The sequence below is a fragment of the Vibrio sp. SCSIO 43133 genome, assembly GCF_023716845.1.
GTDB lineage: Bacteria > Pseudomonadota > Gammaproteobacteria > Enterobacterales > Vibrionaceae > Vibrio > Vibrio mediterranei.
In genome coordinates, this window is sequence record NZ_CP068024.1 from 669,476 (window position 1) to 695,213 (window position 25,738).

The following is a 25,738-nucleotide window of genomic DNA, read 5'->3' on the forward strand; positions in this document are numbered from 1 at the left end:
AATTGAATATATTGACCGGAGATAGAAATGAGCGATTTAAAAGCAGCAGCTCTACGTGCACTAAAACTTATGGATCTAACCACGCTAAATGATGACGACACTAATGAAAAAGTGATCGCACTATGTCATGACGCAAAATCGCCAGTGGGTAACACGGCGGCGATCTGTATTTATCCTCGCTTTATTCCTATTGCAAAGAAAACGCTACGCGAACAAGGTACACCAGAAGTACGTATCGCAACTGTGACTAACTTCCCTCACGGTAACGATGACATTGAAATTGCGGTAGCTGAGACTAAAGCAGCTGTTGCATACGGTGCAGACGAAGTGGACGTTGTATTCCCATACCGCGCACTGATGGCAGGCAACGAAGAAGTAGGCTTCGAACTTGTTAAGCAATGTAAAGAAGCGTGTGGTGATATCCTTCTAAAAGTGATCATCGAAACTGGTGAGCTTAAAGAAGAAGCGCTTATCAAGAAAGCTTCAGAAATCTGTATCAAAGCAGGCGCGGATTTTATCAAAACATCAACAGGTAAAGTGCCAGTTAACGCTACTCCTGAGTACGCGCGCATGATGTTAGAAGTGATTCGCGATATGGGCGTTGCTGAGAAAGTTGGCTTCAAGCCAGCTGGTGGCGTTCGTACAGCGGAAGATGCTGCTGCTTATCTAGCAATGGCTGATGACATTCTAGGTGCAGATTGGGCAGACAACATGCACTACCGCTTTGGTGCCTCTAGCCTTCTAACTAATCTCCTGAATACATTAGAAGTAACAGACGAAACTGCAGATCCATCTGCATATTAATCTGAATCTTTTTGTTGGTGGCTGATTTCCAGCCACCACTATTCCCTCTATCCCTACAACCCAAGCTTAGACTGGGGAGGTACTAATGTATTTACCACAAGAAATTATTCGTAAAAAACGTGATGGCCAAGAGCTAACTGCTGAAGAAATTAACTTCTTTATCCAAGGTGTTGCCAAGGACACCGTATCTGAAGGCCAGATTGCTGCCTTTGCAATGACCATCTTTTTTAATGAAATGACTATGCCAGAGCGTATTGCTCTCACGTGCGCAATGCGTGATTCTGGCATGGTTATCGATTGGGGCCACATGAACTTTGGTGGCCCGATTGTTGATAAACACTCAACAGGTGGTGTTGGTGATGTAACATCACTGATGCTTGGTCCTATGATTGCTGCATGTGGTGGCTTTGTACCGATGATTTCTGGCCGCGGTCTGGGTCATACAGGTGGCACGCTGGACAAACTAGAATCTATTCCTGGCTATGACATTACGCCAACCAATGACGTGTTTGGTGAAGTGACTAAAGACGCTGGTGTAGCGATTATCGGTCAAACTGGCGATCTTGCGCCGGCTGATAAGCGTGTTTATGCGACTCGTGATATCACTGCAACGGTTGACAATATCTCTCTGATTACTGCGTCTATCTTATCGAAGAAACTGGCGGCAGGTCTTGAATCACTAGTGATGGATGTAAAAGTCGGTTCTGGTGCTTTCATGCCAACTTATGAAGCATCAGAAGAGTTAGCCAACTCTATCGTTGCCGTAGCTAACGGTGCTGGCACTAAGACTACGGCTATCCTTACCGATATGAATCAAGTGCTTGCTTCTTCTGCAGGTAATGCAGTTGAGGTTCGTGAGGCTGTACAATTCTTGACGGGTGAATACCGCAATCCACGTTTGTATGAAGTGACGATGGCACTTTGTAGCGAAATGTTGGTGTTAGCGAAGTTAGCTGAAGACACTGAGCAAGCAGAAGCTAAGCTGAATGAAGTACTTGATAACGGTAAGGCTGCTGAGTGCTTTGGTAAAATGGTCAAAGGTTTAGGCGGCCCTGCAGACTTCGTTGAAAGCTACGATAATTATTTAGAGAAAGCAGAAATTATCAAGCCAGTATACGCTGACAATGAAGGTATTGTTTCAGCGATGGATACTCGAGCGATTGGTATGGCTGTAGTTGGCATGGGCGGTGGTCGCCGCGTGGCAACAGATACCATCGACTACGCGGTAGGCTTTGATCAATTTATTCGATTAGGCGAGACGGCAAGTGCAGACAAGCCACTAGCTGTTATCCATGCGCGTAATGAAGCGCAATGGCAAGAAGCAGCAAATGCATTGAAAGCCGCAATGACAATCGGTGAGCAAGCTTACGTAGAAACGCCTTGTGTGTACCGCCAAATTCGAGCGGAAGATCTCGCATAAGCGTGAGGAGAAATTATGAAACGCGCATTTATTTTAGTATTAGATTCATTTGGTATTGGCGCAGCAGCCGATGCTGAGCAATTTGGTGATGTAGGCTCAGATACACTGGGTCATATTGCAGAGCAGTGTGCAAAAGGTTTGGCTGATAACGATCAGCGCAGCGGTGAGCTAAAGCTACCGAATTTGAGCAAGCTCGGCCTAGCCATGGCGCATAAAGAGTCTACAGGTGCTTTGGCACAGGGCCTTCGTGATGACGTCGAAATTGTCGGTGCTTATGGTCACGCAGCAGAGTTATCGTCAGGTAAAGATACTCCGTCTGGTCACTGGGAAATTGCTGGTGTTCCTGTTTTGTTTGATTGGGGCTACTTCACGGATAAGCAAAATAGTTTCCCGAAAGAGCTGACCGACCGCATTCTAGAACGTGCAGGTTTAGATGGCTTTTTAGGTAACTGTCACGCATCAGGGACTCAAGTACTTGATGACCTGGGCGAAGAGCATATGAAGACGGGCAAACCTATCTTCTATACGTCAGCGGATTCAGTTTTCCAGATTGCATGTCATGAAGAAACTTATGGTTTAGATCGTCTGCTTGAGCTTTGCCAAATCGCTCGTGAAGAGCTTGAGGATTACAATATTGGTCGTGTTATCGCGCGTCCATTTATTGGTCCAGGTAAAGGGCAATTTGAGCGCACGGGTAACCGTCGTGACCTTTCTGTTGAACCGCCAGCGCCAACCGTGTTGTCGAAGCTTGTTGAAGAGAAGCAGGGACAAGTGGTATCTATCGGTAAGATTGCTGATATTTACGCGAACTGCGGTATCACTAAGAAAGTGAAAGCCACAGGCATTCCAGCGCTATTTGAAGCAACCAAAGAGCAAATCAAAGAAGCGGGCGACAACACGATCGTTTTCACTAACTTTGTTGATTTTGATTCAGCGTATGGTCACCGTCGTGATGTGGCGGGTTATGCAGCTGCGCTTGAGTACTTCGATTCTCGTATTCACGAAGTAATTGAACTGATGGAAGAAGACGATGTTCTTATTCTGACGGCTGACCATGGTTGTGACCCAACTTGGCCAGGTACTGACCATACACGTGAACACATTCCTGTTATCGTTTATGGTCACAAGGTTCCAGCAGGTTCTTTAGGCCTTCGTGATAGCTTTGCTGATATTGGTCAAAGCCTTGCAAGCTACTTTGGTACATCCTCAATGGATTACGGAAAGAACTTCCTATAATCATTAACGAACAACGCTCAAGTCTCACTTGAGCGTTGTACATTTAACATATCTCTAGGCACTAAGTCCTAGGAACAAGCACTGAGAATAAAGGGAAACAGTCATGGCTACTCCTCACATTAATGCGGAAATGGGTGATTTTGCAGACGTAGTATTGATGCCGGGCGATCCACTGCGCGCAAAATACATTGCTGATACGTTTTTGGATGATGCAGTACAAGTGTGTGACGTACGTAATATGTATGGCTATACAGGCACTTACAAAGGTCGTCGTATCTCTGTAATGGGTCACGGTATGGGTATTCCATCATGCTCTATTTACGTTACTGAACTGATCAAAGATTTTGGTGTTAAGAAGATTATCCGTGTAGGTAGTTGCGGTGCGGTTAATGAAGACATCAAAGTGCGCGACGTTGTTATTGGTATGGGCGCATGTACTGATTCTAAAGTGAACCGTATTCGCTTTAAGAACCATGACTTTGCGGCGATTGCTGACTACAACATGGTGAAGAACGCTGAAGAAGCGGCAAAAGCTCGCGGTATCAACGTAAAGGTGGGTAACCTATTCTCTGCTGAGCTGTTCTACACTCCTGATCCTGAAATGTTCGATGTAATGGACAAATATGGCATTGTTGGTGTTGAGATGGAAGCGGCAGGCATCTACGGTGTTGCAGCAGAATACGGTGCAAAAGCACTGGCTATCTGTACCGTATCTGACCATATCAAGACTGGTGAGCAAACGACCTCTGATGAGCGTGCAACCACATTTAATGAAATGATGGAGATTGCTCTAGATTCTGTTTTGCTAGGTGACGCAGAATAAGCAAGACGCTTAATAAAGTATGTAAAAAAGCCTCGCTTGTGCGAGGCTTTTTTGTATCTGGGAATGGCTTATGTTTTCAAAAGGTACACGAGCATTCTATTGCTTGAGCAGTAAATTCTCGCCTTTGGTTTTTGGTTGTTTTCTAAGGATGACCATCAGTAACACACCAGAGATAAAACTCATCAAGATCATCATATACATAAAGCGATCACTCTTGCGGTAGTGATGATCGGAAATTGCGGTTACCTTACCAGTTTCAAAGGTGATTCGAACAAAACCTATGATGGTATGATCGTTGATGATCGGCTCGACTAGCTGTTGGCGGCCAATGCTGGCAGTTGAGAGTGGAGTATCGAGCCCTAGGACTTCGCGCGCCGTTTTGGCGTCTGTACTGGCGGCAATTTTGACCCCTTCAGAATCATAAACGGTTGCATCTAACACCAGACGTTCTTGTGCTAACTGGTTGGTCAGAGCGCCTAAACGCTCTTGGTCTTGATCAATCAGCATCTGTCTAGCAGAGAGTGAGGCCTGAGAAATCAGAACTTTAGAAAGCACTTCTAACTGATTCGCTTGAATGCGCTCGTTACCTTTACTGATAACAAAGCTATTTGTTGTGATGAAGAACACCATAGCAGCGATTAAGCAAAGCGCTACTAACCTCAAAAAGTTGCGAAATGAAAACAGCGAACCGTCCATATAAGTTTAAAAGTACTATGAAATTACTGATTGGTTCATATTGATGCTTGCACAACCAAATTGCAATAGGTTAACGTTTTAGGAGCTTTTTAAAGGAAGGATTAGCCATGGACGCTGTAAAGCCGTTAGCGATTACCAAACGTATTCCATTGAAGGAACGTTTCCCTGAGACACTCATGTCTCATCAACTGGAGAAAAATAAAGCCAGTTGGATTATGTATTCTCATTATTTGTCTCCTGATATTTTCAATGATATGGATTTCTACATCGGTGAAACTAGCCGAATTCTCGACATTTGGCAGGTCGGGCAATATGAAGTGGCACTGATGGATGGCCAGTTAACCGCCGACCATAAAGTGATTCTGAATGAGCTCAAAGTGGATTGCGCAGCACTGTATGATGTTCCCGACCTCAATAAGCCGGGTGTGATTGTCTTGGATATGGACTCGACCGCCATTCAGATTGAGTGTATTGACGAGATCGCCAAACTTGCTGGAGTAGGTGAGCAGGTTGCAGAAGTAACAGAGCGAGCGATGCAAGGAGAGTTGGATTTTGAGGCGAGTTTGCGCCAACGTGTTGCAACATTAAAAGATGCAGATGAAGCGATTCTTGAGAGCGTTCGTTCACAGTTGCCGTTGATGCCAGAGTTAGAAGAAATGCTAAAAACTCTTCAGTCTTATGGCTGGAAAACGGCGATTGCGTCTGGTGGATTTACCTATTTTTCTGATTTCTTAAAGCAGAAATTAAATTTGGATTTTGCTCAATCAAATACGTTGGCGATTGAAAATGGCAAACTGACTGGCGAAGTACTTGGGGATGTCGTCTCAGCACAAACTAAAGCAGACATCTTGCTAGAGTTAGCGGAAGAGTATGATGTTGAGCCGCATAACACCATTGCCGTGGGTGATGGTGCCAATGACTTGGTGATGATGGCGGCGGCTGGTTTAGGTATTGCGTATCACGCAAAACCTAAAGTTGAAGCTCAGGCACAGGTAGCCATTAACCATGCAGGTTTAGGTGGGATTGTGTGTGTGCTGTCAGGGTTACTCGCAAGACAAAAACGAATCAACTGGTAAGTGAAAGATAACAAAGGGCGCATTGAGCGCCCTTTGTTTTATGGATGAAGCTTAATGATTTAGCTCTAAGCGAATTAATACTTCTTCTGTAATGTCGATAAGCTCGCAATAGCCGCAAATTGATGTCATCTCATTTTCTAAGTTGCGAGCGTGGCTCAAACTCAACGAAAGCAGTTCATTGATGTCTTTCTTCATCAAGGTTGTCAAAGCATCATACACCGGACCAGAGGAAATTCTTAACACGTAGAGTTCGCCCATACTTAGCGCATCTTTAATGAACTTAATCCGGCTTTGGGTGGACTCAAAGTCTTCGCGTAATTTGGTATGAATCGACTGAATACGTTGCCCTAGTTTCAATACTCCAATATACAGTTCGTGATAGACCGGCTTTGCTCCGGGCTTCTTCTTCATCGGTTCTGCAATTAACGTATTGCTGCGTCCTTTAAAAATAGGTTCTAAGGCAAATTTTTGATTGTGGCCAATTCGCTCCAAGAACTGCATATAGCCTGGCAGAGGGAAATTGACGCCAACAGTGCGACTCTTTATTGAGGTCCCTCGTTTATCGATATAGATAGGTGTTGAGACCATTTTAGCCAATAAGACGTTATGCAATGATTCCAGTAAAGCGGGACTTGGAAGCAGCTCTTGTTTAGCGATCAGCTTATCTTGGTTGTTATCAATCATGCCATTGAAAAAGGCGATGGTCTTGATGGTTTTGCCGGATTCGACAATCGATAAATGTACGGTTTTGCGATCCTGGGATAACCGAACCACCTCATAGGGGACTCGGTTCAATGGCAATCTGTCGTTATAGCGTTTCAGCTCCAAGTAATCTATCGAGATTAATGCCCCTGTTTTGACAGGCAACGGTTCCAATAGCTCTATGCTTGCACCACGTTTAGACAAGTCGAGCGTTTTTCCACGAATAACAGTGTTTTCATCACATTGAACAAACAGCGGCGTGCTGAATTGATATCGCGGTTCTTTTCGTCTGGATTGCGCATCGAAATACAACCCTCTTGGCTGGCTTTCTACTTTTCTTGGGTGTCTAAAGCGATTTAGACTGTTAGCCGGAAGACGAGGCTTTTCTGTAAATAGGTAGTCAGCGGCTGAATTAGCATCACTGATCTCCTGCAGAATACCGAAGTGAGTCAATTTTTCATTACCATTCACGAGATCGCTGTAGTTGTGCGAAATCGTGGTGACGTCTTCTTCGGACAGCTCGAATACGGAGAGACGAAACGCTTTCCAACTATCTCGACGTCCGCCAATATGCCAGAACAATTGACGTTCTTGACGATCTGCCTCTGGCATCATCATGGAATAAAACAGTTTCATCCCCTGATGTTCGTGGGTAAAGGTATAAAGTACGTTGCTACAGCCTTTGATGCCTGCTTTGACCAGTAAATCCATTCTCTCTCGAGAAAACAAAGCCCCCAGCGATTGTTGATTACGCTCATCATGCCAGTAGTGCCAAATGTCTTGGTTATTTTCTGTTAGCAGTGCCACCTTCAGTTCATTACCGCTAAAAAACAGCGGTAGGTTACAGGCGTGTTTAAGATAACTGTGTTCGAAACCTCGAGTACGAGCTCGGGTAATCCTATCTTGGTTATCGTGGCGGATTTTTTTTGATTCAGTATTCAGTAGCTTTTCAACCACCATTTCGACCGCATTAGTGCGCGACAATCTTAGTGTTCTTAGATACTTAACCGGGGATACACCGTGTAGACCATCGACACCGAGTACACGGTATTCGATCGGTTTGGTGATTTCCTTAACTTGACTGGTTTGGGCGAGTTCGTCAAAGCTAACACTAATCACTTGGCCTAAGTCGTAATCAAAGGTACCTGGCACTTTGAATTTGGCACCTGAACTGGAGAGATCGACACTAAGCCCAGTGACTACGTCTCCATTTTCCAATTGAATAGATACTTGAGATTCGAGTTTAAGGCGATTTTCTTTACGCTTCAGGTCGTAACCTAAGTTAATGGCGTCCGCCAGATAAGGACTTTGTGGATCGGTCAACTCGCCCTCATGCGCGGCGCGTTGCTCATCACCAAGATTGCTCAAGGTTTTCTTATTAACTAACGATTCCCATACGCCTTCGGTGTAGCCGCCAAATTTCTTGGTCAGTTTGTGGTAACTATCAAATGCACGGTCATCAAGCCAGTGAGCGAGTCCATTAAGTTGATACTCGTGGCAATTGCTGGTGACTCGACCACGAAGGTCAATACGCTTATGGCAAGGGGCCATAAGGCGATTGAGTTCCATTTTTACCAGGAGTTTTGTCGAGGGAGATTCACCCTCGGTCACTTGACTAAGTACATAATCAAAGTCATCAGCGTGATACGCCGAAATCAAGCGTTCTGCGATGGAAAGTATTTCAGGTTGCTGCATGAGTTTTGTTAAAGTGTCCCTTTGAGATGATGAGTGTCATCAAGAAATAGCACAGCGTGAAGCTATTATATCGGCTACCATGCCGAAAACCTTAATGTTATCTACTGATAAATATAAGGTAATTATCGGATCTATTTTTAGATTCTTGTCGATTCTTGACAAATTTTATCGCCGAACATTTTCGAAAATTAATACATTTCTCAATAAAAGGTGCAATGGATTGCATTTGTTTGAGTAATTATCGTGACGGGTTGAGTTAAAAATGGCAAAAGCGAAAAGAGCTTATGTATGTAATGACTGTGGGGCTGACTTCCCTCGTTGGCAGGGGCAATGTAATGCATGTGGTAGTTGGAACACCATCAGTGAGGTTCGTTTAGCGGCATCACCTCAAGTCGCTCGTAATGAACGCTTGACCGGTTACGCAGGCAGTTCCACGGAATCTAGCGTCCAAACCTTATCTGAGATTGACTTACAAGAGGTCCCTCGATTTACCAGTGGTTTTAAAGAACTTGACCGTGTACTTGGTGGCGGGGTGGTCCCTGGGGCAGCTATCCTCATTGGTGGTAACCCAGGGGCAGGTAAATCGACACTGCTTTTACAAGCAATGTGCTGGCTATCGTCGCAAATGCCAACCCTTTACGTAACGGGTGAAGAATCCTTGCAGCAGGTTGCCATGCGAGCATCTCGTTTAGGTTTGCCAAAAGAGCACCTAAAAATGCTGTCTGAAACCAACGTTGATCGTATTTGCCAAGTGGCAGAGAAGGAACAACCGAAGCTGATGGTTATTGACTCCATCCAAGTTATGCATGTGGCTGATGTTCAATCGTCGCCAGGCAGTGTGGCTCAGGTAAGAGAGTCGGCAACCGCATTAACTCGATATGCTAAACAGAATAACGTTGCTATCTTCATTGTTGGTCACGTGACTAAAGATGGAACGTTGGCAGGTCCTAAGGTTCTTGAACATATTATTGACTGTTCGGTGTTGCTCGACGGTGGAACGGACAGCCGATTTAGAACGTTACGTAGCCACAAAAACCGTTTTGGTGCGGTCAATGAGCTAGGCGTATTCGCCATGACGGGACAAGGTTTGAAGGAAGTGAGTAACCCTTCGGCGATTTTCCTCTCTCGTGGTGAAGAAGAAACGTCAGGCAGCTCGGTTATGGTGGTGTGGGAAGGTACGCGTCCACTATTGGTTGAGATTCAAGCACTGGTTGATTATAGCCAGCTAGCAAACCCACGCCGAGTTGCAGTTGGCTTAGAGCAAAATCGCCTGTCTTTATTGCTTGCTGTTTTGCATAAACATGGCGGTCTGCAAATGGCTGATCAAGATGTATTTGTGAATGTGGTTGGTGGTGTCAAAGTGACCGAAACCAGTGCTGACCTTGCCTTGGTGATGGCCTTGCTTTCAAGCTTTAGAGACCGTCCACTACCTAAAGATGTCGTCGTGTTTGGTGAAGTTGGGCTGGCGGGTGAAATTCGTCCGGTTCCAAGTGGTCAAGAGCGATTAATGGAAGCGTTTAAGCACGGTTTCAAAAAAGCCATTGTACCAGCGGCAAATATGCCAAAAGGCGGTATTGAAGGTATGCAAATCCACGGAGTTAAGAAGCTATCTGAAGCGATTTCTGCTTTCGATGAACTTTAATGATGGTTTTTGTGAAAAATTAGGTAGAATGTCGCCAACAAAATGTATGATTTTACGAAATGACATCGAAAAATCACGAAGAGCAGCTAAAATTAACTGCGAACTAACAACAGTAGCCAACACGGATGAAGCTAGGTGTAACAAGCATTTAGAGGCAGTTTTGCTCTATTTGGCACCTTAATACGCCGCGAAGGCATAACTTTTTTTTAATACGAATGCACGCAAAGCTATCCGTCTTGACAGATTGTGATATACTCTGCGCGCATTTTATATCCTATTAACAGAGTAAAACGATGACTGATTTATCAAAATACAGAAATATTGGTATTTTCGCGCACGTTGATGCGGGTAAAACCACAACAACTGAGCGTATCCTAAAACTGACTGGCCAAATCCATAAGACTGGTGAAGTTCATGATGGTGAATCAACTACTGACTTCATGGAGCAGGAAGCTGAGCGTGGTATTACTATCCAATCAGCGGCAGTTAGCTGTTTCTGGAACGATCACCGTCTAAACGTTATCGATACTCCTGGACACGTTGACTTTACAGTTGAAGTATATCGTTCTCTGAAAGTACTAGATGGTGGTATCGGTGTATTCTGTGGTTCTGGTGGTGTTGAGCCTCAGTCAGAAACTAACTGGCGCTATGCGAACGAATCAGAAGTATCTCGTATCATCTTCGTTAACAAACTTGACCGTATGGGTGCAGACTTCTTCAACGTAGTTGATCAAGTTAAGAACGTTCTTGCTGCAAACCCACTAGTAATGGTTCTTCCAATCGGTCGTGAAGACGACTTCGTTGGTGTTGTAGACCTACTAAGCCGTAAAGCATACGTATGGGATGACTCTGGTCTTCCAGAAAACTACGAAGTTAAAGACGTTCCAGCTGACATGGTTGACGACGTTGAAGCTTACCGTGAAGAGCTTATCGAAACTGCTGTTGAGCAAGACGATGACCTAATGGAAGCGTACATGGAAGGTGAAGAGCCTTCAATCGAAGACATCAAGCGTTGTATCCGTAAAGGTACTCGTGACCTAGCATTCTTCCCAACATTCTGTGGTTCTGCATTTAAGAACAAGGGTGTTCAGCTAGTTCTTGACGCAGTTGTTGACTACCTACCATCTCCAACGGAAGTAGATCCTCAGCCTCTAACTGATCCAGAAACTGGTGAACCAACTGGCGAAGTTGCAACTGTATCTGCTGATGAGCCACTACGTGCTCTAGCATTTAAGATCATGGACGACCGTTTCGGTGCTCTAACGTTTATCCGTATCTACTCAGGTGTAATGAACAAGGGTGACACAATCCTTAACTCTGCAACTGGTAAAACTGAGCGTATCGGCCGTATGGTTGAGATGCAAGCAGATGAGCGTAACGAACTAACTACTGCACAAGCTGGTGACATCATCGCTGTTGTTGGTATGAAGAACGTTCAAACTGGTCACACTCTATGTGATCCTAAGCACGAGTGTACTCTTGAGCCAATGATCTTCCCTGAACCAGTAATCTCTATTGCTGTTTCTCCTAAGGACAAAGGTTCTACAGAGAAAATGGGTATCGCGATCGGTAAGATGGTTGCAGAAGATCCATCATTCCAGGTTGAGACTGACGAAGATTCAGGTGAAACTATCCTGAAAGGTATGGGTGAACTTCACCTAGACATCAAAGTAGACATCCTGAAGCGTACTTACGGCGTTGAGCTTGAAGTAGGTCAACCACAGGTTGCTTACCGTGAAACTATCACTCAAGCAGTTGAAGATAGCTACACGCACAAGAAACAGTCTGGTGGTTCTGGTCAGTTCGGTAAGATTGACTACCGTATCAAACCAGGTGAGCCAAACTCTGGCTTCACGTTCTCTTCAACAGTTGTTGGTGGTAACGTACCTAAAGAATTCTGGCCTGCAGTTGAGAAAGGTTTCGCATCTATGATGGAAACTGGTGTTCTAGCTGGCTTCCCAACGCTAGACGTTGAAGTTGAACTATACGATGGTGGTTTCCACGCAGTTGACTCGTCTGCAATCGCATTCGAAATCGCAGCGAAAGGTGCATTCCGTCAATCTATGCCAAAAGCTGGTGCTCAACTTCTAGAGCCAATCATGCACGTTGACGTGTTCTCTCCAGAAGACAACGTTGGTGATGTAATCGGTGACCTTAACCGTCGTCGTGGTATGATCAAAGACCAACAAGCTGGTGCTACTGGTGTTCGTATTAAAGCTGACGTTCCTCTATCTGAGATGTTCGGCTACATCGGTCACCTACGTACAATCACTTCTGGTCGTGGTCAGTTCTCTATGGAGTTCTCACACTACAGCGCTTGTCCAGCAAACGTTGCTGAAGAAGTTATTGCTAAAGCAAAAGAAGAGAAGAAGTAATTCGTCTTTTCCTTTGACTGATAAAACCCGCCTTATGGCGGGTTTTTTATTGCCTTTATAACGGCCTGAGTACGTAGTCGGTGTCGATAATATCTAAATGAGACATATCGCACTGCTTAAAGTCAGCGACTTCTTGCTGTAGCCATTGAATAAAGATTTTGAGTTTAGGTCGATTGAAGTAATGCTCTGGAGCACACAGGTAATAGGCAAATTTAGGCTTGAGTGCGTAATTGCCGATTCGCACTAGGGTTCCTTCTTTGATATAGCGATAGGCTAGGCTGTGTTTGATAAGCCCAACGCCTTGAACAGACAGTGCGCCTTCGACAACGAAGTGCGAGCCGTTATATTGTAGCGTTCGATTGCCTACAGGCGCACCGACATGTTGTAGCCACAAGTTCCAATCCATATCCGGCCAAGTATCTTCAATCAGGTCGGCTCGATGCAAATCTTGAACATCATAAATCTGGTGTTGCTGTTGGTACAGCGGGTGGCACACAGGGTAGATAATATCTTTCATAAGTAAGTGGCTTTGCACGCCCTCATAGATACCTTCACCATAACGTAGACAAATATCAACGGATTGATCCTGAAAAGCGACCAATTGGTTATTAGGCTCGATCAAAAGTGCAATATCAGGGTTTTGCTGACGAAAGCTTTGTATTCTCGGCACCAACCAGTGTTGAGCAAATGATGGCAATGTCGAGATGGACAAACGATTGGGGTTAGGATCTTGGTTGACACTCTGAACTCCGGTGAATATATGTTCAAAGCCCTTGGCAAGTTCTCTATATAGTTGTTGGCCCTCTGGCGTTAATAACACTTTCCTGTGCTGCCGATAAAACAAATGACAACCTAGGCTCTCTTCCAACTGTCGAATTTGTTGACTTACTGCAGCCGCTGAAACAAACAGGCGATTGGCGGCCACCTTAAAGCTGCCTAGTTCAGCCGCTTTATAGAAATAGTAAAGTCCTTGAAGGGGAGGCAGTTTTTCTTTCACTTAAGTTTTCCTTAACTCAAAGTCAAAATAGATCGTTTGTCACATATTGATGTTTTGCATAAAAATTATACAAAACAGAGGAGGATAGGCAATGGATAAAACAATCAACTCCGATCAATATGTACAAGATAGAGCGGTGAAAGGTTCGTTGACTAAGTTAATCTTAACTTACGTCAGGCAATGGCGTCAGAATCAACGTACTAGAAAAGTGTTATCGGAAATGCCAGATCATTTGTTAGAAGACATTGGAGTGACTAGAGAACAGGCCAATCGAGAAAGTCGAAGACCATTTTGGCAATACAAATAAAAAAGGCGACTAACGTCGCCTTTATCTAGTATGCATGGGTGTTACTCTTCCCAAACGACCAGCTTATCTTTAGGCCAGCTATGGCCGACTTCATGATACTTCTGTTCAAGCAAATGGCGTTTTATTTTCAGTGTTGGTGTCAGTAACCCGTTCTCAATACTCCATGGTTCCTTAACCATTAATACACCTTTGATTTGCTCATGAGACTCAAGTTCTTGATTCATGCGCTTAACGACACGCTCAGCGGTACGTGCGTAGCGTGCTTTGTCAAAGTTAGGGAAGTCGTGAGGCACAACGAGTAAGATTGGAGCTGGTAAGCCTAAACCGATTAAACACATCATTTCGACACGGCTGTATTCCGCCAGCTTTTTCTCAATAGGTACAGGTGCGACAAACTTACCTTTAGCCGTTTTGAAGGTGTCTTTCTTACGACCCTGAATGGTTAGATAACCTTCGCCATCAATAGCGCCGATATCGCCAGTATGTAACCATCCTTCGCTATCAAATGCTTCTTGAGTCGCAATGTCATTTTTGTAGTAGCCCGAGAAGAGACCTTGTCCTCGAACCATGATTTCATCATCCTCAGCAATCTTAAGCTCAATACCTGGGCCTGCGTTACCAACAGTACCTATTTTGTCGGCCCTAAATGGGTAGTTAATGGTACTGTAAGCGAAAGATTCGGTCATGCCCCAGGCTTCAGTAATATTCAGCCCGACGCTGTGATACCAATCTAATAGAGCTGGAGGCACTGGAGCGGAACCACAACCAAGTACTCGTGCTTGGTCAAGTCCTAAGCCGTCTGCCAACTTCTTCTTAATCAATGAATTGACAAACGGTATCTTAAGTAGAATGTTGAGTTTCTTCTGTGGCAGCTTATCTTGAATACGCTGCTGGAACAGAGTCCATAGTCGCGGCACTGAAATAAATAGTGTTGGACGCTGCATCTTCACATCTTCGATAAAGGTGTCTAGTGACTCTGGGAATGCAGTCTGCACGCCTCCTACTACTGATGAACCAAAGATGTACACTCGCTCAGTAATATGAGCTAGCGGTAAATAAGAGAACAGACGATCGTTGGGTTCAATGCCAATATGGTCGATAAGTCTTTGTACCGACCAGCTAAATGCGCCATAGGTCAACATGGCACCCTTTGGTAGCCCCGAGGTACCAGAGGTATAAACCAATGACATTAGCTTGTCGTCATAGTGAACAGGGCGCTCTTCACTTGGCTTGCTATCAGCGATCAATTGATTAAATGTGTGCTGGCAATCTGGCGCGGTATCGTAAGGCAGGGAAATCGTGATTAGATCACCAAGAGACTCAATGACAGAGGTGGTGGCTTTAGCATCATCAAGTTTACCTGCAATCAACACCTTACTTTCACTGTGTGTTAGACAGTATTCAATGGTATCGGCACCAGCGGTTGGGAAAATTGGTACACTGATGTAGTCGCCAAGCATCATCGCTAAGTCGCAAATAAACCACTCTGCGCAGTTTTTGGAAATGAGCGCGACCTTTTCGCCTGGCTGTATGCCAAGACCACGAAGAGCAGAAACAAGACGTAATGCTTTATCTGCTACGTCAGCATAAGTGAATTCGACGAACTCACGATTGATAATTTGTTTTAAGTAAACTTCATTCGGTCTTTCTTGCGCCCACTTTAGGATCATCTCGTTGGGCGGCGGTAGGGTACAACTTGAGAGAGTGCTTTCATTAGGCAGTATCATTCCTGAACTCCGTTTTCGTGTAGAACGATAATTTATAGTTATTGTAATGTTAATGTGTTGTTAACATTACAATACTAGTCACAATGGGTAAGTACCGCAAGATGCTAATGACGGATTATTGTGGGCTCAAGCACATTATTGGAGCAAAAGCTCCAATAATGTGAGTTAAGTGGAATATAAGGATTTAGATTGTCCAATAAGATTTTAATGCCAAGGAATATGTGTGGAATACATAACAAGCTTGATTGCGTCTTGCTGGCAGCGCAATGCGTGCACACAATTGCTATCAATCTTGCCGAGTGCGACCATCTTTTCTAGTTCCAATAATGCATGGATCAAGGACCAAGATTCACTGTAATGACGTTGACTGGTTAGGGCATCAAAAATGTTAGCAACGGTAACAATACGAGCAGCAATCGGAATTTCGGCATGACTTAGTCCGTTTGGCGCACCTGAACCATCTAAATATTCATGATGATATTGGATGATATCTGTTAACAGTGTCATGCTGGTTGGCTTCCGATCGTGGATCTGTTTTGCGAGCTGGTTGACTAAGTTCAGCCCTTGTTGAATTTGTCCTTGCATTGCGACATTGCTATGCCACATTTCTTGCCACGGAGAGCTCTGTTTCGAACTCAATGAAGAGTACTTACCTATGTCGTGTAACTCTGCAAAGTGCACGATATAGTCGATGGTTTCATCATCGAGTTGATACAGTTCAGCCACTTGCAGCGCAATGAGCCTTGCGTACTGACCGACTCGGTAAGCATGATCGAGGCTCTCATCTAGATGTTCGAAATTGGTACTACGAACGGTATAGCCCATATCAGCCATGGCATTGACGTAGCTGCGCTGTTCGTTGACCGCTTTAGCGAGCTCATTGGTACAAGAGGTTAATTGTTCAACCGTAGTATTGTCGAAAAACTGAGGTTGATTTGCATCTAAAAATAGTAACCCAGTAAAGTGACCATCGTTGAGGACGGGTAAGGTTAATGAGGCCGCATAAGGCTGTTGTAACAACCAACGCGAGTGTTGCGATGAGTTGGTAATGGTTGATGAAAGGTCATTAATGACGCGATGTTTATGCTTGCAGGCCAGTTGCCCAAGCGCGGAGTTAGCGCTAATAGGAGCACTGTATCGAAGCAGGGGCTCTCCTTGTAATGTACTATGTGCAAATGTACTCAACCTAGCATGCTGGGCATCGAAGAGCGCGACAGAGATTCTAACGATTTCGGGAGCATGAAGGCTAATAGCATGATGGGCACGTTTTAATTCATCATTAATAGAGCCTCGGCTCGAACTCCGATGATGGCTCCCAATAGAGCAGTCCTTTCTCATAACTCACCCCCTGTTTGTGTAGGTGTTTTAGCACCTAATCACTGCTTGTCGATATAAAACCCTTTTATTGAATTGAAACAGCAATGAGGGGAGCTCCCCTCATTAATTAGTGTATGACTAAGCTGAAAATCTGACGAGAAATATTACCTAAAATCAGAGTGATAATTGATTTAGATTAAACTTACCACGGCTGGTGATAGTAACCCTGCAAAAGCAAAGAACACCACCATCCAAGCGATAGGCAGTTTAAACTGCTTCATAAGGAGTGCACCTAAAAGCACCCAAGCAAGATCCATTGCACCAAAAACAGCGCTAACAAAGACAGGCTGGTAGAGGGCAGACAATAACAAACCAACTACGGCGGCGTTTACGCCCACCAATGCACCAGAAATCGCCGGTATTTTAGCGAGCTGCTGCCAGTTTTTTAACACGCCGATAAGGAGCAAAAAGCCAGGAACAAATACACCAAGTGTTGCAACAATCGCTCCCCATACTGGTGCCGAAGGCATTAGCTCATAACCGATGTAAGTAGCAAAAGTGAACATTGGCCCTGGCACTGCCTGCGCTGCGGCATAACCCGTCAAGAAAGCGTCTTGCGTTAATTGATCGCCCACAATATTTTGTAACAGAGGAAGAACTACGTGACCGCCACCAAATACCAAACTGCCTGCTTGGTAGAAATCGGAGAAAAGTGCTATCGATGACGACCATTGACCTATAAATGGTAGGGCGATAAGAAGTACGACGAAGCTGACTAATGGCAATACCGAGAAAGACAGTTTACTGGAGGTATTTACGATTTCTGTATTTGCGAGATATCGAACGCCTAGCAGAGCAGCTACAACTAAAACCAGAATTTGCGCTGCAATACTTTGGAACAAAAGCAGTGTAATGGCAGTAGCGATACAAATAGAAACAGTGAGTTTAGATTTGCAGAAATTCTTATACATACCCCAAGTGGCGTCAGCGACGACTAACACGGCGAGAAGTTTCAGACCGTGCACCACATTCTGAAAGTAACTGGATTCAGTGAGCTGACTGCTCAAGACTGCAAGAGCAAGCATGAGAATTACTGATGGCAGTGTGAAGCCAAGAAATGCCATGATACCACCGCCAATACCTGCGCGTTGATAACCGACAGCAAAACCGACTTGGCTTGAACCTGGACCCGGTAGAAATTGGCTTAAAGCAACAATTTGAGCGTACTCTTCATCGCTTAGCCAATTGAGTTTCTCAACAAAGGTATTGCGGAAATAACCTATATGAGCTGCGGGACCACCAAAGCTGACCCATCCTAGAGCGAAAAAGATCTTAAATATAGCAAACAATGACTCATTGCTGTTTGAGTGGTTGTTTGTGGTTTCTTTGCTTAACGTAGACACCAGCGCACCTATCTTATGAAAATAACAATTTCGATTAGCGCCGATGCTACTGACTCATCTATAATGATTCAAATTAATAGATTTGATAGATACTATGAGTGAAACTGGACGAGAGAAGATTGATTGGAAACGCATTGATTTAAATTTGTTGATCGTATTCTTTCACCTTTACCAAACACGCAGTGTGTCTGTAGCGGCAGAGAAGAGCTTTGTCAGCCAGTCAGCAATGAGTCACAGTTTATCTAAGTTACGAACTTTGTGTGGGGACCGACTTTTTGAACGCAAAGGTCATCAAATGGTACCGACAGAGCGAGCTGCAGAGCTGTATCCAACGGTAGAACAGATATTAAATCTGGTGCAATTTAACGTGTTACCCACAGAACAATTCTTGGCAAAGAATTATCGCGGAATCTGCAAAATAGGATTAACTGATTACGCGGAGTTTATCTTTGCTCCAACTATTTATGACGCCATAGTGTCACAAGCCCCTGGCGCGAAAGTCAGTTTCATCAATGTTAATCGACACAATTATCGTTCAGTCAGTGAGCAGGAAAACTTAGACATCATCATCGGTAGTATTCCCGATTTAGAGCAGCAGTTTAGTGCGCAAAAGCTCTACACTGAAAAACACGTCTGTATCTATGACAGTAGTTTGGTGAAGGTTGGCGAATTGGATATCGAGACCTTCGCCTCTCTGCCGCATTGCTTAGTCAGTCCGGAGGGTAACTTCACGAGTAACGTCGATAAGCAGCTAGAGTCAATTGGATTATCCCGTGAAGTCACTGCCGTCTCGCGAAACTTTCTGACGATAGGGCGTTTAGTTACTGGTCGTGAGATGTTTGCGATAGTGCCCGAAAAAATGGCCAAGATTAACCTGATTCAAACTAACCTTACATCCGCTCCACCACCAGTGCCCGTGGCTGATTTTGATATCTCTATGATTTGGAAGAAGCAGTCGCACATGAGCGATAAAATTCATTGGCTAAAAGACACCATATATGAAGCCATTTTATCGTCGCTGCATGAAACCACACTTTAGTGGTAAGGATTACACAAGTTTGCGCTGTAACAATTGTTAACGTATCCAAATTTAGCAGTTAGTTGCATATGGAGGCTAACTGCTAACAATTCTGTTAAGAAAGTGATCAGACCCACAACCTAAGCAATTTCTAGCGACAATAGATCAAAAATCCCATCTCTCCCCCTTTAATTCTAAAAAATAAATGCTAATTTCTCTGTGTAAACGTTTCCAAATGGAAGCAAAAACCCCTACAAAAAATGAGAATAACAGTTATGAAGAAGCAAATGGTTAAAGGATTAGTGGCCTCTGCAGTAGGTTTAGCTTGTTTCAGTCAAACAGCATTCGCGAAAGACATCACGGTGTGGGCATGGGATCCAAACTTTAATGTGGCCATCATGCAAGAAGCTGCCGAGAAATACGAAGCGAAGCATGAAGATGTAAACATTAAAGTCGTTGATTTTGCGAAAGCGGATATCGAACAGAAGCTGCATACTATGCTAGCGTCTGGAATCACGTCGGCATTGCCTGATGTGGTATTGATTGAAGATTACAATGCTCAGAAATACTTACAGTCATATCCTGGCTCATTTGCTCCTATGACAAATGTCGTTGATTACACTAAGTTTGCTCCGTACAAAGTGAATGTAATGACCGTCGGCGACGAAGTATATGGCCTACCATTTGATACTGGGGTATCAGGCCTTTACTACCGTACTGATATTCTTGAAAAAGCAGGCTTCAGCGCTAAGGACATGGAAAATATTACTTGGGACCGTTTCATTGAAATTGGCAAACAAGTGAAAGAGAAAACTGGTGTTTCCATGCTAGGTAATAATCCATCTGACCTTGGTTTGCTGCGCGTCATGATTCAAGGTGCAGGCAGTTGGTACTTCAACCAAGACGGTAGCCTAAACATTGCTAACAACAAAGCGCTTGAAGAAGGCATTAAGATTTTCCGTGATCTTCATACGACAGAAATCGCGCGTCCTACCATTGGTTGGTCTGAGTGGGTTGGTTCGGTAAATAGCGGCGCCGTTGCTTCTATTACGACTGGTGTTTGGATTACAGCATCAGTGAAAGCTGGTGAAGGTCAAGAAGGTAAATGGGCGGTCGCACCAACACCACGCTTGAATGTAGAAGGAGCAGTGAACAGCTCTAACCTTGGTGGTTCAAGCTGGTATGTATTGAGTGCATCGAAAGAAGCAGATACAGCCATCGACTTCTTAAATCAAACTTTTGGTTCAGACAAAGAGTTCTACAACGAAATTCTTAAGAAGCAAGGTGCAGTAGGTTCTTACTTACCAGCTGGTAACACACAAGCCTACCAATATGAAGATAGCTACTTCAATAACCAAAAGATTTACGCAGACTTCAACAAGTGGGCTGCTGAAATTCCAGCGGTTAACTATGGTATGTACACCTATGAAGTCGATGCTGCGATTGCAGCGCAGATGCCTTCAATCATGCAAGGTGCACCAATCGACAAAGTCTTAGAAAGTGTTGAGCAACAACTGAAATATCAAATTCAATAATCGTTTTTCCTTTGCCCCCATCTCTGCTGCGAGTCAGGGTGGGGGCCTTTTCTTCTCTTTGTTGGTGTCATTATGAGTGAATTAGTCAAGACGATTAAGTCTAACTCCAAAAACAATAAAAATAGCTTTCAGCGTTTTTATGATATTAATGGCTGGGGTTTCGTTTTACCTGCCGTCATATTAGTGTCCTTATTTATGATCTACCCAATAGTGAATTCACTTTGGATGGCCATGCACTCTGGACGTGGTGTTATTATGGAGTTCGTTGGTTTTGGCAACGTAACTCGTTTATTTAACGATCCTGTATTTTTAAAAGCACTCTCGAATACGTTTATTTTCTTGATTATTCAAGTGCCTATTATGATCTTGCTTTCGTTAGCATTATCGTCTTGTTTAAACTCACCAAATCTTAAATTCAGAAGCTTATTCCGCTTAGCGATTTTCCTACCATGTGTTACTTCCTTGGTAGCTTACTCGATTCTATTTAAGAGTATGTTTGCGTATGAAGGTATTGTGAACTCATTCCTTATGTGGACAGGCATTGTAAGCGACCCAATTCCATGGATGGCTGACCCATTTTGGGCCAAAGTAACCATTATTATTGCGATTACGTGGCGCTGGACTGGCTATAACATGATCTTCTTCTTGTCTGCAATGCAGAACATAGATAAGTCAATTTATGAAGCTGCGCGTATTGAAGGTGTGAGTCCTATTAAACAGTTCTTCTTTATTACGGTTCCCTTGCTTAAGCCAGTAATCCTATTTACTACGGTTATGTCGACCATTGGTACATTGCAGTTATTTGATGAGGTGGTGAATATTACCGCTGGTGGTCCTGCGAATGAAACTCTAACGTTATCTATGTATATCTATGACCTGTCATTTAAGTTTGTTCCAAACTTCGGTTATGCAGCAACGGTATCGTACGTCATCGTATTCTTTGCCGCTATTCTAGCAATGCTTCAATTTAGAATTGCGAGGGATAAATAATGAACAATAAAAACAAAGCGATGCGTGGTTTAATGTACGCATTTCTATCAATATTCTCGTTAGTCTCATTATTTCCGTTTTATTGGATGATTGTGTCCAGTACTAACACAACGACTCAGGTTAATACGGGTAAATTCACTTTTGGTGACCAATTACTGATTAACTTAGCTAAATTGAATGAGCAAATTGACCTTTGGCTAATTTTCTACAATACCTCGAAGATTGCCATTATTAGTACGCTGTTTACGCTGCTAATCTCATCCATGGCTGGTTATGGTTTTGAAGTGTATAAGAGCAAGGTTCGTGACCGTGTTTACAGTGCCATGCTGCTGACAATGATGATTCCATTTGCCGCGCTGATGATTCCACTGTTCACACTAATGGCGAAGGCAGGTCTGTTGGATACTCACCTTGCAGTGATGCTACCGACCATTGCTTCAGTATTCATTGTGTTTTATTTCCGCCAATGTACTAAAGCGTTCCCATCAGAACTTATTGATGCGGCGCGAGTTGATGGTGTGAAAGATTGGAAAATCTACCTGTTTGTTTATATGCCCGTGATGAAAACCACGTACGCGGCTGCCTTTATTATCGTCTTTATGACGTCGTGGAATGCCTTTTTATGGCCGTTGATTGTATTGCAATCTGCCGAACTAAAAACAATTAACTTAGTGCTGTCCTCTTTGTCGTCAGCCTACTTCCCTGATTTTGGCATCATTATGGTGGGGACTGTGGTGGCAACCATTCCAACCCTAGCCGTATTCTTTTTGATGCAGAAGCAATTTGTGGCCGGTATGACTGGCTCTGTGAAATAGTGAGATGTTTAGAATGAGAACTTTCGATCAAGTAATTTCCGCTAGAGAGTGGGAAAACCAGCATGTAACGCATCATAACGTTCTGGACGCACATGCGCCGCTTAATGCGTTTCACAGTGAAGTTGCTGCAAAAGAGAACCAACCGTCTGAGAATATGCGCTCGCTAAACGGTGAATGGAAATTTAAGTTGTTCTCTCAACCGGAGCAGGTTGAAGCATCGTGTGTTGAAACTGAGTTTGACGACAGTCAATGGGACGCGATTCAAGTGCCAAGTAACTGGCAACTGCAGGGGTTTGATAAACCTATCTATACCAATGTTAAGTATCCGTTTGCTGATACCCCACCAATCGTGCCGCAGGATAACCCAACAGGGTTGTATCGTGTGTCATTCACACTCGACAGCATCAAAGCTGATGAGCGCCAAACCGTGACTTTCGATGGTGTGAACTCGGCATTTCATATCTGGTGTAATGGAGTATGGGTTGGTTATTCTCAAGACAGTCGTCTAGCGGCTGAGTTCGACCTGACTGACTTTGTCGTTGAAGGTGAAAACCAATTATCAGTGATGGTTCTTCGTTGGTCTGACGGTTCGTATCTCGAAGATCAAGATATGTGGTGGCTGAGTGGAATTTTCCGTAACGTTACTCTGCGCACTAAGCCAAAAACAGCCATTGCTGATGTACAGGTTAACACTGAGCTTGATGCGTGCTACCGCGATGCAGTGCTAAACGTCACCACTAAGCTTACTGAGAAAGCCTCACCATTTAGCGTCAATATTGAGCTGTTTGATGAATTGGGCAATAGCATCTTTGGGCGCAAGTCTGCACTATGTGGTCAGCGCATCATCGATGAGAAAGGTCCGTGGCAAGAAGTCGCTGAGCATCAGGTTGCTATTGAAAACCCGAAAAAATGGAGTGCTGAAGAGCCGAATCTTTACCGTCTAGTGGTTTCTCTTAATGACGAAGATGGTCAGTTGGTGGATTGTGAAGCATACAACGTTGGCTTCCGCAGCGTTGAGATCACTGACGGTCAATTGAAGGTGAACGGTAAGGCACTGTTGGTGCGCGGGGTTAACCGTCACGAACATCATCCAGAAATGGGTCACACTATGACTCGTGAAGGCATGATTGAAGACATCAAACTGCTGAAACAATACAACTTCAATGCAGTGCGAACCGCACACTATCCAAATGATCCACTTTGGTATGAGTTATGTGACGAATACGGCTTATACCTAGTTGATGAGGCCAACATCGAAACGCACGGTCAGTTCCCAATGTGTCGTCTGTCAGATGATGTCACATGGATGAACGCGTATATGCGTAGAATGACTCGTTTGGTTGAGCGCGATAAAAACCACCCATCCATTATCATTTGGTCTTTAGGCAATGAGTCAGGTATTGGTAACAACCATCATGCAATGTACCAATGGACTAAACTTCGCGATCCATCACGTCCGGTACAATATGAAGGTGGCGGTTCCGATACGGCAGCAACCGATATTATCGTGCCGATGTATGCTCGTGTGGACAGCGATCAGCGTCATCATATCGACCCAACGGTCACTCCAAAACTTGCCATCAAAAAGTGGCTTGGAATGCCGGGTGAAGAGCGCCCGCTTATCCTTTGCGAATACGCACATGCGATGGGGAACAGTTTAGGTAGCTTCGACAAATACTGGGATGTGTTCCGTGAGTACCCACGCTTACAAGGCGGCTTTATTTGGGACTGGGTAGACCAAGGTTTGACTAAGACCGACGAAAACGGTACTCAGTACTGGGCATATGGCGGTGATTTTGGTGATGACATCAATGACCGACAGTTCTGTATCAATGGTCTCATTTTCCCTGACCGCACCGTGCATCCTACTTTGTTTGAAGCGAAAAAGGCGCAGCAATTCCATCAAGTTACTCTTCGCTCTACTGAGCCTGTAGTGATTCGAGTACAAAGTGAGTACCTATTTACATCGCCAAGCGATGAGGTATTAAACTGGACTATTACAGAAGATGGTTTTGCCATTGCTCAAGGCTCTACGGAGTTAATTATCTCTCCAGAAGGTCATCTTGATATTCAGTTAGCTGAAGCATTACCAGAAACTAAGTTAGGTAGTGATTACCATCTTAATGTTGAGATTGTAAAAACCTCAGCAACCACATGGTCTGAAGCTGGTCATCTTGTGTCAGCTGAGCAAATAACCCTACCTGCGAAGTTTGGTCTAGCACCGCGACTAAGTAACGATTCTGGTTTGCCTGATGCTGTAGTGAAAGGTGATACTTTGACGCTGACCGCGGGTGAGCAATCTATTACGTTTGATAGCGCAACAGGGTATCTAACGTCTTGGTTAGTGGCAGGACAAGAGTCGTTACTGCAAGCTCCAAAAGATAACTTCTACCGTGCGCCATTGGATAATGACATCGGCACCAGTGAAGCTGACCGAGTGGATCCAACAACATGGCTAGCTCGTTGGGATGCGGCAGGTCTGCCATCGTTGACGGCCGAGTGTATTGGCTTTGACCACTTTGCTCGTGGCAAATACCACCAAGTAGAATCTCGCTACGCTCATACGTTTGAAGGGCAGTTAGTGTTTGAAACACTATGGACTTATCAAGTCTTCAATGATGGTGAAGTCAACGTAGATGTAACGGTCAACGCGGCTAAAGGTCTGCCATCACTGCCTCGAGTCGGTATGGAGTTAGCACTTGCTAACACAATCGATTCAGTTAGCTGGTATGGACGTGGTCCTTTTGAAAACTACAGCGATAGAAAACTGGCGGCGCATATGGGACGTTATCAAGCGTCTATTGAAGAGATGCATACGCCCTATATATTCCCAACTGATTGTGGCCTACGCAGTGATGTTAAACAGAGCCAAATTGGCGCGTTATCGATTACTGGTGAGCACCACCTCTCCGTCAGTCGCTATAGCACTGAAGTGATGAAAGCAGCGAAACATACCAATGAATTGGTGGACAGCGGAAAACTGTTTGTGCGCGTCGATGGCTTCCATATGGGCGTGGGCGGTGATGACTCATGGACACCAAGCGTTCATGAAGAATTCAAGTTGCTTGCTGAACAATATCGCTATCAGTTGACGCTGCGTATGTCAGCGCACGCATAGCGTTTCATCATTCATAGAGATTGAACTTCGCTTGCTAAGTAG

Annotated in this window: 19 protein-coding genes; 13 read left to right on the plus strand and 6 right to left on the minus strand. The window is 44.3% G+C overall.

Going from position 1 to position 25,738, the window contains the following annotated elements:
• Window positions 1-27 precede the first annotated feature (27 nt).
• The 4 genes from deoC to deoD all read left to right on the plus strand — a co-directional run bounded on the left by deoC (window position 28) and on the right by deoD (window position 4,283).
• Window positions 28-804 carry a deoxyribose-phosphate aldolase gene (gene deoC / locus JKJ11_RS03330; RefSeq protein ID WP_006071980.1) on the plus strand — a complete coding sequence of 259 codons (777 nt, stop codon included), beginning with the start codon at window positions 28-30 and terminating at the stop codon, window positions 802-804.
• An 85-nt stretch (window positions 805-889) separates the two neighbouring features.
• Window positions 890-2,224, plus strand: coding sequence for a thymidine phosphorylase (deoA, locus tag JKJ11_RS03335; RefSeq protein ID WP_124940671.1), 1,335 nt, complete (start codon window positions 890-892; stop codon window positions 2,222-2,224).
• A 15-nt stretch (window positions 2,225-2,239) separates the two neighbouring features.
• Window positions 2,240-3,460, plus strand: a complete 1,221-nt coding sequence (locus JKJ11_RS03340) for a phosphopentomutase (RefSeq protein WP_038225473.1) — start codon at window positions 2,240-2,242, stop codon at window positions 3,458-3,460.
• Between the two features lie 103 nt (window positions 3,461-3,563).
• Window positions 3,564-4,283, plus strand: coding sequence for a purine-nucleoside phosphorylase (deoD, locus tag JKJ11_RS03345; RefSeq protein WP_006071974.1), 720 nt, complete (start codon window positions 3,564-3,566; stop codon window positions 4,281-4,283).
• 96 nt (window positions 4,284-4,379) lie between these two features.
• Here deoD and JKJ11_RS03350 read toward each other — a convergent pair whose 3' ends face one another.
• Complete coding sequence (locus JKJ11_RS03350) at window positions 4,380-4,979, minus strand: YtjB family periplasmic protein (RefSeq protein ID WP_006071972.1); 600 nt, start codon at window positions 4,977-4,979, stop codon at window positions 4,380-4,382.
• Window positions 4,980-5,086: 107 nt separating this feature from the next.
• Here JKJ11_RS03350 and serB point away from each other — a divergent pair, with 107 nt between their 5' ends.
• The gene (serB, locus tag JKJ11_RS03355) at window positions 5,087-6,055 is read left to right on the plus strand and encodes a phosphoserine phosphatase (protein WP_006071971.1); all 969 of its coding nucleotides are present in this window, start codon (window positions 5,087-5,089) and stop codon (window positions 6,053-6,055) included.
• 51 nt (window positions 6,056-6,106) lie between these two features.
• Here serB and JKJ11_RS03360 read toward each other — a convergent pair whose 3' ends face one another.
• Window positions 6,107-8,452 (minus strand): PilZ domain-containing protein, encoded by a 2,346-nt coding sequence (locus tag JKJ11_RS03360; RefSeq protein WP_006071969.1) that lies wholly within the window; start codon window positions 8,450-8,452, stop codon window positions 6,107-6,109.
• Between the two features lie 262 nt (window positions 8,453-8,714).
• On the opposite strand from JKJ11_RS03360, the gene radA reads away from it, so the two are divergent.
• Both radA and fusA read left to right on the plus strand, forming a co-directional pair.
• Complete coding sequence (gene radA / locus JKJ11_RS03365) at window positions 8,715-10,094, plus strand: DNA repair protein RadA (RefSeq protein ID WP_006071967.1); 1,380 nt, start codon at window positions 8,715-8,717, stop codon at window positions 10,092-10,094.
• A 293-nt stretch (window positions 10,095-10,387) separates the two neighbouring features.
• Window positions 10,388-12,469, plus strand: a complete 2,082-nt coding sequence (gene fusA / locus JKJ11_RS03370; protein WP_006071965.1) for an elongation factor G — start codon at window positions 10,388-10,390, stop codon at window positions 12,467-12,469.
• Between the two features lie 55 nt (window positions 12,470-12,524).
• Here the strand turns inward: fusA and JKJ11_RS03375 are convergent, their stop codons facing one another.
• A complete protein-coding gene (locus JKJ11_RS03375; RefSeq protein ID WP_252038742.1) occupies window positions 12,525-13,466 on the minus strand; it encodes a LysR substrate-binding domain-containing protein in 942 nt (313 codons plus the stop codon).
• 91 nt (window positions 13,467-13,557) lie between these two features.
• On the opposite strand from JKJ11_RS03375, the gene JKJ11_RS03380 reads away from it, so the two are divergent.
• Window positions 13,558-13,773, plus strand: coding sequence for a DUF1127 domain-containing protein (locus JKJ11_RS03380; protein WP_006071961.1), 216 nt, complete (start codon window positions 13,558-13,560; stop codon window positions 13,771-13,773).
• A 41-nt stretch (window positions 13,774-13,814) separates the two neighbouring features.
• Here JKJ11_RS03380 and JKJ11_RS03385 read toward each other — a convergent pair whose 3' ends face one another.
• From JKJ11_RS03385 to chrA, 3 genes are all read right to left on the minus strand, one after another.
• Window positions 13,815-15,500: an AMP-binding protein gene (locus JKJ11_RS03385; RefSeq protein ID WP_038222495.1), complete on the minus strand. Its 1,686-nt coding sequence runs from the start codon at window positions 15,498-15,500 to the stop codon at window positions 13,815-13,817.
• 204 nt (window positions 15,501-15,704) lie between these two features.
• The gene (locus tag JKJ11_RS03390) at window positions 15,705-16,838 is read right to left on the minus strand and encodes an HD domain-containing phosphohydrolase (RefSeq protein ID WP_006071957.1); all 1,134 of its coding nucleotides are present in this window, start codon (window positions 16,836-16,838) and stop codon (window positions 15,705-15,707) included.
• A 170-nt stretch (window positions 16,839-17,008) separates the two neighbouring features.
• A complete protein-coding gene (gene chrA / locus JKJ11_RS03395) occupies window positions 17,009-18,166 on the minus strand; it encodes a chromate efflux transporter (RefSeq protein WP_252039092.1) in 1,158 nt (385 codons plus the stop codon).
• A 148-nt stretch (window positions 18,167-18,314) separates the two neighbouring features.
• Here chrA and JKJ11_RS03400 point away from each other — a divergent pair, with 148 nt between their 5' ends.
• The 5 genes from JKJ11_RS03400 (at window position 18,315) to JKJ11_RS03420 (ending at window position 25,696) form a co-directional block, all read left to right on the plus strand.
• Window positions 18,315-19,259 carry a LysR family transcriptional regulator gene (locus JKJ11_RS03400; RefSeq protein WP_252038743.1) on the plus strand — a complete coding sequence of 315 codons (945 nt, stop codon included), beginning with the start codon at window positions 18,315-18,317 and terminating at the stop codon, window positions 19,257-19,259.
• Between the two features lie 254 nt (window positions 19,260-19,513).
• On the plus strand, window positions 19,514-20,773 hold the full coding sequence (locus tag JKJ11_RS03405; RefSeq protein ID WP_006071952.1) for an ABC transporter substrate-binding protein: 1,260 nt from the start codon (window positions 19,514-19,516) through the stop codon (window positions 20,771-20,773).
• A gap of 72 nt (window positions 20,774-20,845) precedes the next feature.
• Window positions 20,846-21,763 carry a carbohydrate ABC transporter permease gene (locus JKJ11_RS03410; protein ID WP_006071943.1) on the plus strand — a complete coding sequence of 306 codons (918 nt, stop codon included), beginning with the start codon at window positions 20,846-20,848 and terminating at the stop codon, window positions 21,761-21,763.
• Window positions 21,763-22,578, plus strand: a complete 816-nt coding sequence (locus tag JKJ11_RS03415) for a carbohydrate ABC transporter permease (RefSeq protein ID WP_006071941.1) — start codon at window positions 21,763-21,765, stop codon at window positions 22,576-22,578. Before JKJ11_RS03410 ends, JKJ11_RS03415 begins: the two co-directional genes overlap by 1 nt.
• Window positions 22,579-22,591: 13 nt before the next feature.
• Window positions 22,592-25,696 (plus strand): beta-galactosidase, encoded by a 3,105-nt coding sequence (locus JKJ11_RS03420; RefSeq protein WP_124940677.1) that lies wholly within the window; start codon window positions 22,592-22,594, stop codon window positions 25,694-25,696.
• Window positions 25,697-25,738: the final 42 nt, after the last annotated feature.